The sequence below is a fragment of the Paenibacillus guangzhouensis genome (genome assembly GCF_009363075.1).
In the GTDB taxonomy this organism is placed as follows: domain Bacteria; phylum Bacillota; class Bacilli; order Paenibacillales; family Paenibacillaceae; genus Paenibacillus_K; species Paenibacillus_K guangzhouensis.
In genome coordinates this window covers 4,584,619-4,600,576 of record NZ_CP045293.1, presented here as the reverse complement: position 1 = coordinate 4,600,576, position 15,958 = coordinate 4,584,619, and the positions used below count along the sequence as shown (strand labels likewise).

The window sequence follows — 15,958 nt, the reverse complement described above, 5'->3', positions numbered from 1 at the left end:
GCATGGAGAATGGAGAGGAGAGGTGTAGGATGAAAAAAAGTAGCATACTCAGTTTAATCGTTGCCTTAACGCTGATGCTGTCAGCATGCGCTAGCGGACAGGCTGGTGAGGGGAAGAAAGAAGGAAAGCAGGGGCAGGAAGGCAAGAAAATTGTTGTCTTATCTGTATACCAGGCAGATCCTGTGTATTCTCAAGCAGAGAAAATGTATGAAGAGAAGCATCCCGATGTGGATATTCAGATCAAGGCATACAGTCAAGGGGAAGGCTCCAATCCAGAAGGTGATCTCGAGAAATATGTGAATACCACCAATACAGAGCTTTTGTCCGGTAAAGGGGCCGATCTGATTGCACTAGATGTGAGCGGTCTTCCGGTTGGGAAATACGTAGACAAGCAAGCGTTGGTGAACTTGAACGAATTGATGAAGCAGGACCCTGCCTTTGATTCCAATACGTATGAGATGAACATCCTGGATGGGGCCAAGATGCGAGGAGGGCTCTACTCGTTGCCGCTGCGGTTCTTCTTAGACAGTCTGATGGGTGATGCAAAGGCAATTCAGCAGTCCGGTGTAACATTCGATGACAGCACTTGGACATGGGGGGAGTTCACATCGGTGGGCCAACGTCTGGCGGCATCCGGCGGTCACACGTATTCGATGGGGAATACGCCGCCTGAGCAGATGTTGAACAATCTGTTCGTCGATAACTATACCCGTATTGTCGATGAAGAGAAGCGCCCTGCTAGCTTTGATAGCCATGCATTCGCTCAGCTGATGGAACAAGTAAAGACGATGTATGCAGATAAGGTGGTTACGGAAACGGAAGTGAACGCAGGAGATTATTTCTTTGCTCCGGCATTGATCCTATCGCCTGAAGATTATTTCGTAGGGCCGGCGATGTTTTATGAGCAAGGGAAAATTTATCGCAAGCCGCTCGCTGCGGGGCAACAGGCTGGAGGCACCTTCGTAATGCATAAGAACTTAGGGATGAATCGAAATTCGAAAGTACAGGCGGAAGCGTGGGATTTCATGAAATTCTTATTGTCCGAAGAGATCCAGACGATGCCCGGACTACAAGGGTTCTCTGTCAATAAAAAGGTAAATGAGAAGACGTTCAAGGATCTTGAGGACAAAGGTACGATCGAGTCGCCAATGGGTTCCGCGATTCCGGTGGAGAAGAGAGACATCGACATGATCAAGCAGATGGTGAACCATGCCGTCACGCCTCAAAAGAATGAATCGAAGATTCAAGCCATCATCGAAGAAGAAGCGAAGGCTTACTATAGCGGTCAGAAATCGGCGCAAGCGGTGGCGGATTTGGTCGCGAACCGTGTGACGACGTATTTAAATGAGTAGATGGAAAATTCGAAGAGGTAAGGGTGGAATCCGAATGAAAAAATGGATGATGGTATGGTTGATCACGATCGTAGCAAGCCTTTCTGCTTGCAGTTCCCCAGACAGCGGAGAGAAGGGTAGCATGGAGGCCACATTGACAGTGGAGCAGGATCAACAGGAACAAGGGCACGAAGTCAAAGAAAATAACAAGATGGAAAATGAGGCTGCTGAGCAAGGAGTCATCAAGGTGTTCTCGAATTTGATGTCACTGAAGCTCCCGGCGGGGTTGGAGGTGCAATCGAATGAGACATCGAACACGAAGCTCATCTATACGGATAGCGATAAAAAAGCTAAGCTCGAGATATGGCATGATCCAGAGCAAAGGGTGACCGATGCTGATATCGATAGAGGACGATTGAAGATGAAAGGCATCCTCGAACAAGAAGGTGAAGGAGAAAAGCTAGAGTGGTTGAAGGACGAGACGATGCTCATTCATGGAAAGCATATTGCGGTGAATGAAGTTATCATGCCATCCAAGAAAGGTGACACGTACCGTCTCGTCGGTTGGGCGGAATTAGACGGAGCGTTTCTTGAGATGAAGTTTAGCGCGCCAGCCGATGAGAAGGACACGTGGCAGAAGGCTGTCATGGAGATGATCGAGTCGATTCAGATGCCGTAAGAAAAACCGCTAAGCGCATGTGCTTGGCGGTTTTCCTTTTGCTAATGTATCCTCTAAGACGATTGACAAGAATTTGTTCTGTTCGCATCTAACATGAGCACGTCATCTTCTAGGTCGGACAACCGATCCAGTAATGCATCCATGCCGTGCTCCAGCTTATAATCCATTTCTTCTTTGTAGAGTGGGAGCAAGAAATAGGCATGAATCTGATTTCCGTCCTGGGTGTGGATGATGCTGATCTCTTCTTTTAATTGATAGAGCATGACGCCGTTCAATCCTGTACCATCCGCATAAGGCTCGTATTCTGCGTAATTGGGGATGGTATGTCCGTAACCCAACCACGTATGGTATTGATGGGGGAACCGGGCCATTTGCTTCATGAGCCGGATCGGCCAAAAGTTGTTGTCGTCTTTGAACGACTCCTCGGTGAGTTCCCAGGAAGCCGGAAGGAACATCATGACTTCCGCCCTGTCGAGCGGTTCGTCCATCTGGGCTAACACCTCGTCCGGAATCGTCATCGGCAAGTCGCTCATCCCGCTCGTGTATAGTACCCAGAATGGCTCTTCTTCCGTCGGCTCCATAATATTTACATCGATATGGATCATGTCGGATATTATCTCGTGAAAGACGCTACTGGTTCGTCCGGGAAAGACCGTCTCGAAATGAGTAATGATTTCATCCGTGTAAGCCATTGGCGCAGGCGGCGCATAATCGGCCTTCTCGTCGTAGGTGTAGATGGTCGTGCCGTCCTTGGACGTCTCTCCGTTATTTTTGCCGCCGAAAATTTTTTTCAAGAATCCCATTGAATCTCCTCGCTCCATTCTATGTAATATATGTAAATCTATTATATAATCTAATATCGTATATTGGCTTCTTAAATGTGAGCGAAAAGTTACAGGACCACCGCTATGCAATAGGCTTGGCGGTGACTTGTCGTACTAGTAACTTATGGGGGGCTTTGGAAGTGTTACTCGGCGTGCGGAATTGAGAACGACAATCGGATCATTTCCCTGGTTCTCTACAGAAAAGATAAAAAAAGCCGCGATTTACGCGGCTATGAAGATATGCTTCCTTATCACTCAATAGTTTTCTACCTTTATCTTGCCTTTAATAAATCTGATAATTATCCAAACAAGAGTTATGATCATATCTATAACAAGAACAATGAACCCATATAATAATAAGAGTTGTTTTTCGAAATCATCCCAGATGAGAGCCTTAAAAGAGTAATCTTTATAAATATCATTTTGATGAATTTGTACCATGGCATTTGCATTATTATCATATACTAGATTATTGCTGGAAGAACAGGTAAAATCATCATTTATACTAAAAGTAAAATGCTTTGAGTTCCCCTCACTTCTACATTCGTATTTCTTCCATTGATCTTCTGAGTAATAATCAAATCCATATTCAAAACCTTTTGCACCTGTGAGAAAAGAGGTGAGTTTTTTTATCCAAATATCCTTAATAACTACTTTTCTTGTACCATTTCCATCAAAATACTCACTTAACGCTACTCCTACATCTCTGGTTATTCTTTCAGTTTGAAAATAACTTAGTGAAGCATTTATTGTCAGAGGAAGGGTTAGTACACCTAGAAAGATAATAAAAAAAACAAATGGGTTTTTGTAATTTTTAATAACTTTCACTCCTAATTGTCTACGAATGGATAATGAAGGATCATGATCATTGAGCAAATTAATAGCACTTTAACGAATCATTTGCATAGGATTGATGATAGTACTTTCATATTCGGATATTACCATCATTTGGAATGTTTGTCTAAAAATTTGTTCTAGAGTCGCTCGGTGCGCTGAAATAACTGCAAAAAAGCAGTTATTCCGCCGAAGAAGTCGCTCGTGCGGTGAAATAACTGCAAAAAAGCAGTTATTCCGCTGAAGAAGTGGCTCGGTGCACTGAAATAACTGCAAAAAAGCAGTTATTCCGCCGAAGAAGTCGCTCGGCGCGCTGAAATAACTGCAAAAAGGCAGTTATTCCGCCGAAGAAGTCGCTCGGCGCGCTGAAATAACTGCAAAAAAGCAGTTATTCCACCGCAGAAGTCGCTTGGCGCGCTGAAATAACTGCAAAAAGGCAGTTATTCCACCGCAGAAGTCGCTCGGCGCGCTGAAATAACTGCAAAAAGGCAGTTATTCCACCGAAGAAGTCGCTCGGCGCGCTGAAATAACTGCAAAAAGGCAGTTATTCCGCTGAAGAAGTCGCTCGTGCGCGCTCAATAACTGCAAAAAGGCAGCTATTCCGCTGAAGAAGTCGCTCGGCGTGTGAAATAACTGCAAAAAAGCAGTTATTCCACCGCAGAAGTCGCTTGGCGCGCTGAAATAACTGCAAAAAAGCAGTTATTCCACCGCAGAAGTCGCTTGGCGCGCTGAAATAACTGCAAAAAAGCAGTTATTCCGCTGAAGAAGTCGCTCGGCGCGCGAAATAACTGCAAAAAAGCAGTTATTCCGCCGAAGAAGTCGCTCCGTGCGCTGAAAAAACTGCAAAAAAGCAGTTATTCCGCTGAAGAAGCCGCTCGGTGCACTGAAATAACTGCAGAAAAGCAGTTATTCCGCCGAAGAAGTCGCTCGGCGCGCTGAAATAACTGCAAAAAAGCAATTATTCCACCGCAGAAGTCGCTTGGCGCGCTGAAATAACTGCAAAAAAGCAGTTATTCCGTTGCGGAAGTCGCTCGGTGCGCTGAAATAACTGCAAAAAAGCAGTTATTCCGCTGAAGAAGTCGCTCGGTGCGCTGAAATAACTGCAAAAAAGCAGTTATTCCGCTGAAGAAGTCGCTCGGCGCGCGAAATAACTGCAAAAAAGCAGTTATTCCGCCGACCGAGTCAAGTTCCATGGTACGCGGCGGCCGGGCTATGGTATAAATGAAATAGGAAGTTGCTGTTGGCAAGAGGTTGGTGCAGCTGCCAATGGAGGTGGGCCGGGCCGACCATAGTACTAGCAGTTATCGTATGAAATGAAGGTGATCTGACATGACAGATGTAATCACATTAGGTGAACTATTAATCGATTTTACGCCGTATGGCAAATCAGAACACGGTCAGCCGTTATTCGAACGCAATCCGGGCGGCGCGCCGGCGAACGTCGTAGCAGCCATCGCAAGGCTGGGCCGCACGTCGGGCTTCATCGGCAAGGTCGGCCAGGATGCCTTCGGACATGGCCTCCGCGATGCGCTCGCTAGCAGCGGCGTTGATACAACCGGCCTCGTCATGTCTGCTACAGCGAATACGACGCTTGCATTCGTGCATCTTGCGGAGGACGGAGATCGCTCGTTCTCCTTCTACCGCAACCCGGGGGCAGATCAGCTGTTGACGGTAGATGAAGTACCGTTCGTACGTATTGCTGCAGCGAAGGTGTTCCATTTCGGCTCGATCTCGATGACGGATGAGCCTGTCCGATCGGCTACGCTAGCAGCAGTTCAGCATGCGAAGCAGCACGGAGTGCTCGTCTCGTTCGATCCGAATTTAAGACCGGCGCTATGGGCTAGCGAGGCGCTTGCGAAGGAGCTGATTGGCGTTGGACTTGGTCTCGCGGACGTGGTGAAGGTGTCGGAGGAGGAGCTGGAGTTCCTGACTGGGACAGTAGATCTGGAAGCTGGATCAAAGCTGTTGTGCGATCAATTCAAGATCCAGCTGCTGCTCGTGACGCGTGGCGGTGCGGGAAGCTTCTATCGTGCAGGATCACGTATAGGTGAGCATGTTGGGTTCGCGGTGCAAGCCATCGATACGACGGGCGCGGGTGATGCGTTTATGGCGGGAGCGATATACAGCATCCTACAGGCGGGCCAGTCCATTACGGCTTGGTCGCCCGATCAACTCGACAGCTTGTTGACGTTTGCGAATGCGATGGGCGCGTTGGCGACAACTCGGAAGGGAGGCATCCCTGCGATGCCGACACTGGCGGAAGTAGAAGGACTTATACAATCGAAGTAACCACATAGGGTCTTCTGAAGCATGGGGTAAGCATGCGTCAGAGGACTTTTTTGTAGCCATATACAAATAAAGGAGATTATCCTCGTATTCACGAAAAGGAATAACATTCATGAAATGACTGAAGCAAGTCGTTAACCGTGAAGCTCACCAAGAGGAGGTCTACCATGAAAGATCCAAGAATCGAGCAGCTCGCTAGAAATCTCATTCAATATTCTGTGAAGCTAGCGCCCGGGGAGAAACTATTAATCGAAGTGGACGGTCTTGAGGTTCTACTAGCCAAAGCATTAATCAAACAAGCGTATGCTGTAGGCGGTGTCCCTTTTCTCATTATCCATAATCATGAGTTATGGAGAGAAATGATCCTGAACTGCACCGAAGAGCAGATGGCCGCGATGGCCTCTTATGACTTAAATCGTGTGAACGATATGCAAGCTTACATCCTGATTCGAGCGGGAGAGAACTTGAGCGAATACAGCGGGATCCCGGCGGAGAAGATGGCCATTTATCGCAAACACTATGCGCAGCAGATTAACGGCAAACGATATCACGATACAAAATGGTGCATTGTTCGGTATCCGAATCATGCGATGGCGCAGCAGGCGAACATGTCGCTAGAAGATATGGAGGATCTCTATTTTAATGTCTGCAATTTGGACTACGCGAAGATGGATCATGCGATGGGTCATTTGGTAGAACTCATGGATCGGACGGATCGTGTCCGTATTATCGGGCCAGGAACGGACTTAACCTTCTCCATTCTAGATATGCCGACATTTAAGGATTCCGGACAGATGAATCTGCCTGATGGCGAAGTCTATACGATGCCTGTGAGAGATTCCGTGAACGGCGTAATATCGTACAATACCCCTTCGCTCAAAGAAGGGTTTGTCTACGAGAATATACGGTTTGAGATTAGAGAGGGTCGGATTGTACAAGCAACGGCGAATGATACCGATCGAATCAATACATTGCTCGATGTCGACTTCAATGCACGGTATTTTGGCGAATTCGGCATCGGCCTGAATCCATATATTGAGCATGTCATGAAGGACACGTTATTTGACGAGAAAATATGGGGCAGCTTCCATTTCACGCCGGGATGTGTTCCAGCAGGTTCACCGGGGAACGAAAATTGGTCCGAGTTACACTGGGACATTGTGCAAATCCAGCGACCTGAATATGGCGGCGGAGAAATTTGGTTCGACGATGTTCTCATTCGTAAGGACGGCTTGTTCATTCCTGAATCGTTACAGGCATTAAACCCTGAGAATTTAAAGTGATATATGCACCTCATCAACAGAACCGTTCGGGCATAACCGAGCGGTTTTTTCACGCCTATATTTACGCGTATATCCCTATTGATGCATGAAATGACGACATCTGGAAACGCTAAAGGTACTTTTTGCTAAAACATGAATTCATCAGAGGAAATTATGGATATTTTCAAGAACCACCCAACGAGCGGTTCATCCGCAAGTAACGATAGCAACAATACCGACAGGAAGCAAGGTGATGCTTCCAAGGAGAGTCAGACGCAGCCGATCTCAATGAATCTGCAGACCAACCTCGATATGATCCACACCCGATTAGGGGACAGCCCTGATATTGTTATTCGGATCATGGGGGATGCCGCTACAGGAATGAATCGAAACAGCCGCCAATTTGCGCTTGTGTACGTCGATGGGTTAGTCGATTGTGCAAGCGTGAATGAGATGATTGCAGAAATTTCGAAGCAGACCGAGCGCGAAATGTTCAAGCTCCAGAGCGGTGACAGCTTCTATCAATTTTTGAAGAACCATGCGCTGGCGGCTGGCGGGGTCACGGAATCCGATCAAATGGATAAGGTGATCCACTCGATATTCAACGGAAATGTCGCTGTTCTGGTCGACGGCAACACGAAGTCGCTTCTAGCCGATATGGCCGGAGGAAACTTGAGGTCCGTCGAAGAGCCAAGTTCGCAGACGGTGATTCGTGGACCTAAGGACGGCTTTACGGAGTGCTTGCGGACGAATACTTCTCTTATCCGGCGTAAGATCAAATCGCCCGATCTTCGGATCGATGCCAAAGTGGTCGGAAAGAAGACGCAGACCAATGTCGCAGTGGTCTATCTGAAGGGGGTCGCCAAGGAAGATATTGTACAAGAAGTTCATCGTCGGATCGACGCGATCCATATCGACGGAATTCTGGAGGGTGCATACATCGAGGAATATATTCAGGATGCCAAAATGACGGTGTTCCCTACGATGATCAATACCGAGCGACCGGATGCCGCATCCGCGGGGATCCTCGAAGGACAGGTCGTGATTATCGTGGATGGATCCCCGTTCGTTCTGCTCACGCCAGTGACGTTCTTCAAGTTCTTCCAATCTAGCGAAGATTACTATCAACGTTACGATATTTCAACCTTCTTACGGTTGATTCGCTATATATCCTTCTTTGTGTCGATGCTGCTGCCATCGCTCTATATTGCGATCACGACCTTTCATCAAGAGATGCTTCCGACGACCTTGCTAATTGGACTGGCCGCACAGCGGGATGGGGTTCCATTTCCAGCGCTGCTCGAAGCTCTTCTGATGGAGATCACCTTTGAGGTATTGCGTGAAGCAGGCGTCCGGATGCCGCGCGTCATTGGTCCTGCGATATCCATTGTCGGGGCGCTCGTCTTGGGGCAGGCTGCGGTTCAAGCAGGTCTCGTCTCCGGCGCGATGGTCATCGTCGTGTCGTTCACGGCGATCGCGAATTTCGTTATTCCAGCAATCAATATGGCCATTGCTGCGCGATTGACCCGGTTCATGCTGATGCTCCTTGGTGCGACATTAGGGTTGTTCGGCATTATATCGGGTCTGATGTTCTTGCTGATCCATATGGCTAGTCTGCGTTCCTTCGGCGTTCCTTATCTGGTGCCGGTCGCTCCGCTGAAATACCGAAATCTCAAAGATATTTTCATACGCGCTCCATGGTGGAAAATGAATACACGGCCAGAGACAGTAACGGATAATAACGTAAGGCAAGAGCATACAGGACAATCGAATCCGTCTGATCAACAATCGAACTCATGAGGAAAAAGGGGGATGGCTCATGCAAACCAAAATAACGAAGCTGCAAGGGATTTTGTTAATGATGAGCACAATTGCCCCTACAGCGATTCTGTCGGTTCCAAGTGTAGTCGTCCAGTTGTCAGGGCAGGATGCCTGGGCATCCATAATCATTGCGATGCTCGTAGGCATCTTGTTCTCCCTTTTGATTGGATCAATTTGTAGGCAGAATACACAGACCACGTTTGTAGAATGGTTGCGAGAGCGGTTAGGCAGCAAGGTCGGGACGTTGATCGGTATCTTGCTCACTTACTACTATCTGATATCTGTCGTGATTGAGATGCGTGAGTTCGTGAATTTTATCGGGGAGAATGTCTTGTCTAGAACGCCAGTCTACTTCCTCTTAATTATAACTGTCGTGGTCGTGATGTTCGGGGTTAGCAAAGGAATTGTCAATATTGCGCAAATCAATGTGATTGTCATGCCATTGTCTATCGTTGTATTCATCGTGACAGGGATTCTGCTGATGAAGGACATTCATGTCGAGAATCTGCTCCCCGTGTGGGATCATCCGCTGAGCAAGGTTGTACATGGAAGCATAACACCTTTCACTTGGCTCTTGCAAATATCGATCCTCCTGTTGATCGCCCCCTTCATGAACAAGCCGGAAGAAGCGGGGAAGGTAGGTATCTGGGGGATCGTGCTGACATGCATCGAACTGGGGATCATTGTGATCGCGGCGATTACGATCATTGGCACCAAACTAATCTCGATTATGTCCTATCCGACGTTCTATATGATCGGAATCATTCAAATCGGCAGCTTCCTGGAACGGATTGATCTGCTGTTCATTTCGATATGGATCTGCATGATGTATGTCAAAATGTCCATTGTGATGTTCGCCACGTTTCATTGCTTTGTGGAGACATTCCGGATTCGCAATCAACAGCCGTTTTTAATAGGCTTTGGACTGTTTACCATTTTCACGACCTTGTATGCTTGGCCGAAGTCTGTGGATTTAGCGTATTTCTCCAAAACATCGCTGATTCCGTATGCAGTCACGTTTAATATTTTAGTCCCCCTTGTCGTGTGGCTGCTCCTTCGTTTTATTCAGCCGAACCCGATGAAAGCAGGGAAATAACATGAGGATAATAATCAGATTGGTCGCGCTGTTCCTGGGATGCAGTCTTCTGTCGGGCTGTTGGAATCGTATCGAGTTGAATGAGCTATCCATCGTCTCTGCGTCCTCCTTTGATTTTAACGGTGACAAATGGGTCAATTCCTATCAGGTCATTATCCCGTCGGCGATATCGTCAGGTACTGGTCTTGCTGGGGGCGGCGGCTCGCAATCCCCGGTCACGGTATTCTCATCCGAGGGTCGTACGATTCGGGAAGCGGTTGGCAAGAGCAGCATGGAGACGCCGCGTCAGTTGTTTTTTGCCCATAATAGTGCCTTAATCATTAGCGAAGAGGTTGCTCGGCACGGGATTAATCAGATTCTTGACCTCCATTATAGGAATACCGATGCGCGCGAGACGGTTAATGTCTTGATTACGCAGGGCAATGCCAGGTCGATTCTCGAACGATTGGTCCATACGGAGAAAATACCAGGCCAAGGCATTCGCGAGATTATTAATAATGAAACAAAGAATACGTCTATTGTGCCAGGTGTCATGATGTTTGAGCTTGCTATGGCGATAACCAGTGACGCGAAGGGCGGTGTCATACCGGAAATCGTGTTCGCAGGTGATAATGAGGATGGTAGATCCTTGGATGTTCTAAAAAAAACGTATGAGCAGGCGAAACTACGGATTGGAAGACTTGCCGTGATGCGCGGGGATAAATTCGCAGGTTGGCTGACGCGGGAAGAAGGTCTTGGCGTATCATTTATCGCGAATAAAGTTCGTGCTTGCAATCTGGCCTTTCGCTGTAAACCGCAGGACAAGAAATACAACATGACCTTTCGTATACAGAAGTCTGCCACCAAGCTGAAGCCCATGATGCGGAAAGGCAAGATCGCGATGGATATCGATATCAAAGCGACGGGTTATCTCTTGGAGAGTAGCTGTAAGGTGGACCTGACGCAGCCGTCAGCGGTTAAACAATTGGAACAGCAGGTGCAAGAAGAAGTGAAGAAGATGGTAAACCAATCTTGGGTAGCAGCGAGGCGGCTTAAAGTTGATGTCTTCGGGTTCGCAGACGCTGTTCATCGTAAGTATCCGAGAGAATGGGCAAAAATGAAGAACAACTGGGAAGAGACCTTCAGTCACATTCAAATCGAACCCCATATTAAGATTTCGATGGATCGCGTCGGGCTCACGAGCAAAACATTTAAGAGTACAAATTCTGATGATGAGAGTTGATCTGCCATGAAAACAGGAGTATGGATATTGTTCTATGCCGTTATGCTCTACGCGGGTACCCGTACAATGCGCAAGAAGGGGCATACCAAAGAACTTGTCTTGTACGTCGGTGTGATCGGGTGGTGTCTGTATATGAGTCTGGCAGATATCTATTCTTGGCCTAAGGTGACCATTGCTACACCGCTCAATGTCGTCTTTGCGCCGGTCGGCAAATGGATCGATCATCTATGGAGTGTTGGGTAATACCGACCATCATGTTGTTTTGGCCCTGGGGGCTCCTGGATTTCTTCATGTTCTGTGTGGTCGTCTAGAACAATTCGAGCTGCATGGGCCCGCGATCCCACTTGTACGCCGTGATGATCTGCGGCATGCGGTAGATGATCCCGTATTTTTCACATGCCTCTTGGAAGACTTGCTCCAACTGGCGTCTTCGCGTTGACATGCAGCCGTATCGCATGCCATACGTGTGGATGTATTGTTCCTTGAGTCCGGGGTACAGCTTGTCCAGCCAGCGAAAATAATGCTCCCGTTGGTTCTCACGCAGCGTCATGCCGAATGAAGGATAGATATATTTGGCGCCAGCCTCTTGTGCACGTCTAACGATCTCACGGATATTGGATGCGTGATCCGTGATAAATGGCAGGATAGGCATGAGCAGCACGCCGGCATAGATGCCTGCTGCAGATAACTCTTTCAAGGCTTGGAACCTGGCGGAGGATGGAGAGACACGGCGTTCGATCTGCTGACTGAGCATATCATTGGCCGTCGTAATGGACAGACTGACATTGACGGGTGCCTGTGTCTGGATCTGTGCGAGAAGGTCGATATCCCGGATGACGTATTCGCTCTTAGTTGCGATCGACACGCCGAATCGGTACTGATGAATGAGCTTCAGCGCTTTGCGTGTGAGTTGATGCTCTACATCATCATGATTGTAGGGATCGCTCATCGAACCCATGCCGATCACGCCAGGTGTTCGTTTGCTGGCAAGCTCACGCCGCAGCATGTCTTCTGTGTTCTCTTTGCCGCGCACCAGGTCGAAATGATCGATGCCATAGCAGCTGCTGCGAGAATCGCAGTAAATGCACCCATGGTGACATCCACGGTACAGATTCATCGTATAGTCGTGCCCGAACCAGTCTTGGTGCTTATTTTTACTCAACAGAGTCTTGGCTGATATCCACTCCATCTTGGTCTCCTTCGGTTCATCAATCTATTGTACTACCCAACGCTTCAGCTTCGGAAAGAATGCCTTCATGCTGGCCCGCGCCTCTGCCTCCGTCATGCCGGGATTACCCTCTACCATGTGCGGTACACAGAATTCAATCATGTCATCCATAGACATGTCCTCCGTAAACTTGCCTTCCTGATAGCAATAAGTGCAATAGTCGGCATTCTTGCTTCCATCCGTGTTGGTTCCGTGAAGCTCCCCGTCACTGTTTAGCGGCATGCCGCAGCTCTGACAAAATGTTGTTTCCATTTACATCCACATCCTTTCGATTTAATGAGTTCATTGTACGGGATGGAATGTGACAACCGAATGTCATATTATAAATATTTTGCTGTAGTAAGCTGGAGCCGCTCACGAATGATGTGCCTGATGTGCAGGGGCTCCAGCACTTCGGCATAATGGCCGAAGGACAGTATGAAGCCGTAGACCCATTCGTCTTCGGGGAATCGGACCGTGACAACGAAGTTCCCATCTTCATCTCTCGAATGCTGGCTTTCATCGAATTCATCGTAGATACGATAGGCTTGCGAAGCATCAATGCGTAGTACGAGCTGGGCCGTCGAGGCTTGATGTGCAGGGTACTCGTGGGACGATGGAGGTAGCTCACGTTCAAAATGCTCTTCAAGAAGCTCGATGTGCCTCATTCGCGTCAGCTTGAACAGTCTCATGGCCTGCTTCTGCTGACAGTAACCTTTGACATACCATGTTTTATGTTTGAACCATAGCTGGAGCGGCTCGACAGTACGTATCGATAACTCGCTAGAGCTGTTGAAATATGCGAATCGAATGACCCAGCGCTGTAGAATCGCGGTGCGCAGGAGTTGATAATAGTCTGAATGTGCTTCGCCCCATTGGGACAGATCGACCTCAATCCAACTAGGCATCTTCTTGTTGAAGAAGCCGCTAAGCTTCGCAAGGACCTGCTCCATCTCGCCCGTGACGGCGTTCAGCCCAGAGAGCGAAGCGAGAATTTCCTCCTGTTCTTGTTCGGATAACATCGACTTGTTCAGCACGAAGTTATCGAGGAGTCGAATGCCGCCGCCTTTGCCTTTGAGCGTATAGACCGGTATGCCGGCTTCGCATAGCGTATCGATGTCTCGGTATACGGTGCGGGGTGACACTTCGAAATGGTCGGCTAGCTCCTTGGCGGTGACCGTCTTCTTATGCATGAGGAGATAGACAATCTCGAACATACGATGAATTTGCATGGGTTATTTCACCTCTAGGTCACTATATCATAATTACCCCCTACAAGAATGGTAGATTTATGAAGATAGAGCATATAATAGGAGTGGATGAATTCAGATGATGCACAGGGGAGGAGGAAGCTATGATGAATGATTTCATCGCGCAGCAGTATCGAAAAGGCCGTCAGATTGCGAGAGGATTAACGCTATTAAATTTGGTATTGATCCTGATTGTAGAGATTTTAAGTTTAAGAGAGGGCATCTATTCGAATCTCCTCGGGAGTATCGTGTGGTTCGTCATTATTGTTTGTATCTTTTATGGCAATCGTAGAGCGAAATGGCTATTCATTCTGTATTCCATCCTGAATTTGCTCCTATTCGTCTGTGGTCTAATGTTGGGTGCGATTAACGGACCATTATCGATAAATTTATGGATATTTTCGATTCTGACGCTCGTCCTTCAGCTCGTAACTTCGATCATACTCATGGGCTCTTCAAGCGTGAATGAATTTCTCTATGGTCAGGCGAATGGGTAGGGTGCCTGTTTGCAAAAGTATCCATATTCGTTAAATGTTTTCTCATGCTCAGCCGTTATAAGAAGTAGAGCCTTTGACGCTCAGATCATATTGGATAGAAATGCGGACCCAGCGTTAGGGTTCAGCATAAGGCATCAAGTGGAGAGAACCGAGTTGCCAGAGAGAGGAGAAACAAGAAACGTATGAATTCAATCGTTAAATCGAGAAAAGGTCACTTCTGCCTTGGATGGCTAGTCGTATGCACGATGGTGATCTTTACTTTATTATGGCCGGCGAGCATGCAAGCCAAGAGTAGTGCAGCGGCGGCTTCATTTAAATTGATCGCAGCGCCCAAATCGTTAAGTCTGGTCATAGGAAAAGAAACGGACCTTCCTAGAGTAAACGCCCTGCATAAGGATGGGAAGATCGAGGACGTGACGGGGTCGGTCACATGGCAGCCTAGTTCGGACATGTTGATCATTAGCGGTAACAAAGTGAGCGCCAGATATGGAACCTCGGCGAAGTTAAAAGGGACATACGGCAATCAGACGGTTTCCGTCCCTGTTCAAATCCAAGAGGATTTCGTGAAGTTTCAAATCGAGCCGTCTTCCGTCTCCTTAAGTGCAGGTACCTCTAAGCCGATTCAAGTTATGGGTTATTTCGCCAGCGGGAAAAAAGTATCGATCACTTCGAAAATCCAATGGAAATCCGGTAATGATCAGGTGGCGAAGGTTAGCGGCGCGACGATAAAGGGCATTTCGGAAGGCAATACGGTTGTTACGGGCGTGATGGGCGAGCGAACGTTCGAAATTCCTGTTCAGATTACGCCGAAGATAAATAAACTTGTCGTCACCCCTGCGAAGTTGGTCCTGACGCCCGGTAAATCAGCCACTTATTCCGTCCAGGCGGTTTATGAAGGTGGGCGTACGGTAGATGTCTCCTCACAGGTAACGGCAAAAGTGGACGGCAAGGGCATTCAAGAGAGCAACCGCACAGTGATTGCGACCGGTCAGTCTCAGGGGCAGGCCAGCGTAAAGCTGTACTATGGCGGCAAAGACGTGTCACTTCCTGTTACTTTGCAGGAGAACTTGGTGAGCATCGAGGTACAACCGACTTCTCTAGTGATTGAAGCGGGCTCCGCGAAGCCGATCAAACTCATCGGAACGTATTCCAGTGGTAAAAAAGTAACGTTAACAAGCAAGGCAGCATGGACATCCGAAAATGCGCAAATCGCCAAAGTAACAGGATCAAGCGTAAAGGGACTGATGGAAGGCACGACGAAAATCGTCGGCAAATACGGTGACCATACCGTAGAAATTCCGGTTCAGGTCACGCCTAAGCTGCAGAAGCTGACGGTCACGGCATCGACAACGAAGCTTGCTCCGAGTCAAACGACGACGTATCAGGTCCTAGCCGTGTACAGCAGTGGAAACCGCACGGATGTAACGACTCTCGCCCAGTCCAAAACAAATGGCAAAGCGACCGTTAGTCACGGCACGATTACCGCAGTGAGCAAAGGCAAGGCCGTCATTACCTTCTCCTATGGCGGTAAAAATATAACTTTGCGTATCACGATAACGTAGCGTTAGTGAATAGATCACCCTAGTGCATTTATGTACTAGGGTTTTTCCTATGTTTACGATGAAAGGATATCGCGAGCATGTAAAAAA

Annotated in this window: 15 protein-coding genes; 10 read left to right on the top strand and 5 right to left on the bottom strand. The window is 48.0% G+C overall.

Annotation, left to right across the window (positions count from 1 at the left end):
- Positions 1–29 precede the first annotated feature (29 nt).
- The gene (locus GCU39_RS20615) at positions 30–1,352 is read left to right on the top strand and encodes an ABC transporter substrate-binding protein (RefSeq protein WP_152395238.1); all 1,323 of its coding nucleotides are present in this window, start codon (positions 30–32) and stop codon (positions 1,350–1,352) included.
- Between the two features lie 34 nt (positions 1,353–1,386).
- Positions 1,387–2,010: a hypothetical protein gene (locus tag GCU39_RS20610; RefSeq protein WP_152395237.1), complete on the top strand. Its 624-nt coding sequence runs from the start codon at positions 1,387–1,389 to the stop codon at positions 2,008–2,010.
- Positions 2,011–2,063: 53 nt separating this feature from the next.
- Here GCU39_RS20610 and GCU39_RS20605 read toward each other — a convergent pair whose 3' ends face one another.
- Complete coding sequence (locus tag GCU39_RS20605) at positions 2,064–2,813, bottom strand: suppressor of fused domain protein (RefSeq protein WP_152395236.1); 750 nt, start codon at positions 2,811–2,813, stop codon at positions 2,064–2,066.
- A gap of 276 nt (positions 2,814–3,089) precedes the next feature.
- Positions 3,090–3,710 (bottom strand): hypothetical protein, encoded by a 621-nt coding sequence (locus GCU39_RS20600; RefSeq protein ID WP_152395235.1) that lies wholly within the window; start codon positions 3,708–3,710, stop codon positions 3,090–3,092.
- A gap of 1,287 nt (positions 3,711–4,997) precedes the next feature.
- Here GCU39_RS20600 and GCU39_RS20595 point away from each other — a divergent pair.
- The 6 genes from GCU39_RS20595 (at position 4,998) to GCU39_RS20570 (ending at position 11,598) form a co-directional block, all read left to right on the top strand.
- Complete coding sequence (locus GCU39_RS20595; RefSeq protein ID WP_152395234.1) at positions 4,998–5,957, top strand: carbohydrate kinase family protein; 960 nt, start codon at positions 4,998–5,000, stop codon at positions 5,955–5,957.
- Between the two features lie 164 nt (positions 5,958–6,121).
- Complete coding sequence (locus GCU39_RS20590; RefSeq protein ID WP_152395233.1) at positions 6,122–7,237, top strand: aminopeptidase; 1,116 nt, start codon at positions 6,122–6,124, stop codon at positions 7,235–7,237.
- 153 nt (positions 7,238–7,390) lie between these two features.
- Positions 7,391–9,016 carry a spore germination protein gene (locus GCU39_RS20585; RefSeq protein ID WP_152397353.1) on the top strand — a complete coding sequence of 542 codons (1,626 nt, stop codon included), beginning with the start codon at positions 7,391–7,393 and terminating at the stop codon, positions 9,014–9,016.
- 19 nt (positions 9,017–9,035) lie between these two features.
- The gene (locus tag GCU39_RS20580) at positions 9,036–10,133 is read left to right on the top strand and encodes a GerAB/ArcD/ProY family transporter (protein ID WP_152395232.1); all 1,098 of its coding nucleotides are present in this window, start codon (positions 9,036–9,038) and stop codon (positions 10,131–10,133) included.
- 1 nt (position 10,134) lies between these two features.
- Positions 10,135–11,355, top strand: a complete 1,221-nt coding sequence (locus tag GCU39_RS20575) for a Ger(x)C family spore germination protein (protein ID WP_152395231.1) — start codon at positions 10,135–10,137, stop codon at positions 11,353–11,355.
- Between the two features lie 6 nt (positions 11,356–11,361).
- On the top strand, positions 11,362–11,598 hold the full coding sequence (locus GCU39_RS20570) for a hypothetical protein (RefSeq protein ID WP_152395230.1): 237 nt from the start codon (positions 11,362–11,364) through the stop codon (positions 11,596–11,598).
- A 64-nt stretch (positions 11,599–11,662) separates the two neighbouring features.
- Here the strand turns inward: GCU39_RS20570 and GCU39_RS20565 are convergent, their stop codons facing one another.
- The 3 genes from GCU39_RS20565 to GCU39_RS20555 all read right to left on the bottom strand — a co-directional run bounded on the left by GCU39_RS20565 (position 11,663) and on the right by GCU39_RS20555 (position 13,794).
- Entirely contained in the window at positions 11,663–12,544 is an 882-nt protein-coding gene (locus GCU39_RS20565) for an SPL family radical SAM protein (protein ID WP_152395229.1), read from the bottom strand.
- Between the two features lie 24 nt (positions 12,545–12,568).
- Positions 12,569–12,835: a zinc ribbon domain-containing protein gene (locus GCU39_RS20560; RefSeq protein ID WP_152395228.1), complete on the bottom strand. Its 267-nt coding sequence runs from the start codon at positions 12,833–12,835 to the stop codon at positions 12,569–12,571.
- A 68-nt stretch (positions 12,836–12,903) separates the two neighbouring features.
- A complete protein-coding gene (locus tag GCU39_RS20555) occupies positions 12,904–13,794 on the bottom strand; it encodes a helix-turn-helix transcriptional regulator (RefSeq protein WP_152395227.1) in 891 nt (296 codons plus the stop codon).
- 122 nt (positions 13,795–13,916) lie between these two features.
- Here GCU39_RS20555 and GCU39_RS20550 point away from each other — a divergent pair, with 122 nt between their 5' ends.
- Positions 13,917–14,309 carry a hypothetical protein gene (locus GCU39_RS20550; RefSeq protein ID WP_152395226.1) on the top strand — a complete coding sequence of 131 codons (393 nt, stop codon included), beginning with the start codon at positions 13,917–13,919 and terminating at the stop codon, positions 14,307–14,309.
- Between the two features lie 182 nt (positions 14,310–14,491).
- Positions 14,492–15,871 carry an Ig-like domain-containing protein gene (locus tag GCU39_RS20545; protein ID WP_152395225.1) on the top strand — a complete coding sequence of 460 codons (1,380 nt, stop codon included), beginning with the start codon at positions 14,492–14,494 and terminating at the stop codon, positions 15,869–15,871.
- The last annotated feature ends 87 nt before the right edge of the window (positions 15,872–15,958 follow it).

Excerpts from the sequence above, each read along its gene's own strand:
- GCU39_RS20615 (WP_152395238.1), top strand. The coding sequence starts at position 30 with ATGAAAAAAAGTAGCATACTCAGTTTAATCGTTGCCTTAACGCTGATG.
- GCU39_RS20610 (WP_152395237.1), top strand. The coding sequence starts at position 1,387 with ATGAAAAAATGGATGATGGTATGGTTGATCACGATCGTAGCAAGCCTT.
- GCU39_RS20605 (WP_152395236.1), bottom strand. The coding sequence starts at position 2,813 with ATGGGATTCTTGAAAAAAATTTTCGGCGGCAAAAATAACGGAGAGACG.
- GCU39_RS20595 (WP_152395234.1), top strand. The coding sequence starts at position 4,998 with ATGACAGATGTAATCACATTAGGTGAACTATTAATCGATTTTACGCCG.
- GCU39_RS20590 (WP_152395233.1), top strand. The coding sequence starts at position 6,122 with ATGAAAGATCCAAGAATCGAGCAGCTCGCTAGAAATCTCATTCAATAT.
- GCU39_RS20585 (WP_152397353.1), top strand. The coding sequence starts at position 7,391 with ATGGATATTTTCAAGAACCACCCAACGAGCGGTTCATCCGCAAGTAAC.
- GCU39_RS20580 (WP_152395232.1), top strand. The coding sequence starts at position 9,036 with ATGCAAACCAAAATAACGAAGCTGCAAGGGATTTTGTTAATGATGAGC.
- GCU39_RS20575 (WP_152395231.1), top strand. The coding sequence starts at position 10,135 with ATGAGGATAATAATCAGATTGGTCGCGCTGTTCCTGGGATGCAGTCTT.
- GCU39_RS20570 (WP_152395230.1), top strand. The coding sequence starts at position 11,362 with ATGAAAACAGGAGTATGGATATTGTTCTATGCCGTTATGCTCTACGCG.
- GCU39_RS20565 (WP_152395229.1), bottom strand. The coding sequence starts at position 12,544 with ATGGAGTGGATATCAGCCAAGACTCTGTTGAGTAAAAATAAGCACCAA.
- GCU39_RS20560 (WP_152395228.1), bottom strand. The coding sequence starts at position 12,835 with ATGGAAACAACATTTTGTCAGAGCTGCGGCATGCCGCTAAACAGTGAC.
- GCU39_RS20555 (WP_152395227.1), bottom strand. The coding sequence starts at position 13,794 with ATGCAAATTCATCGTATGTTCGAGATTGTCTATCTCCTCATGCATAAG.
- GCU39_RS20550 (WP_152395226.1), top strand. The coding sequence starts at position 13,917 with ATGATGAATGATTTCATCGCGCAGCAGTATCGAAAAGGCCGTCAGATT.
- GCU39_RS20545 (WP_152395225.1), top strand. The coding sequence starts at position 14,492 with ATGAATTCAATCGTTAAATCGAGAAAAGGTCACTTCTGCCTTGGATGG.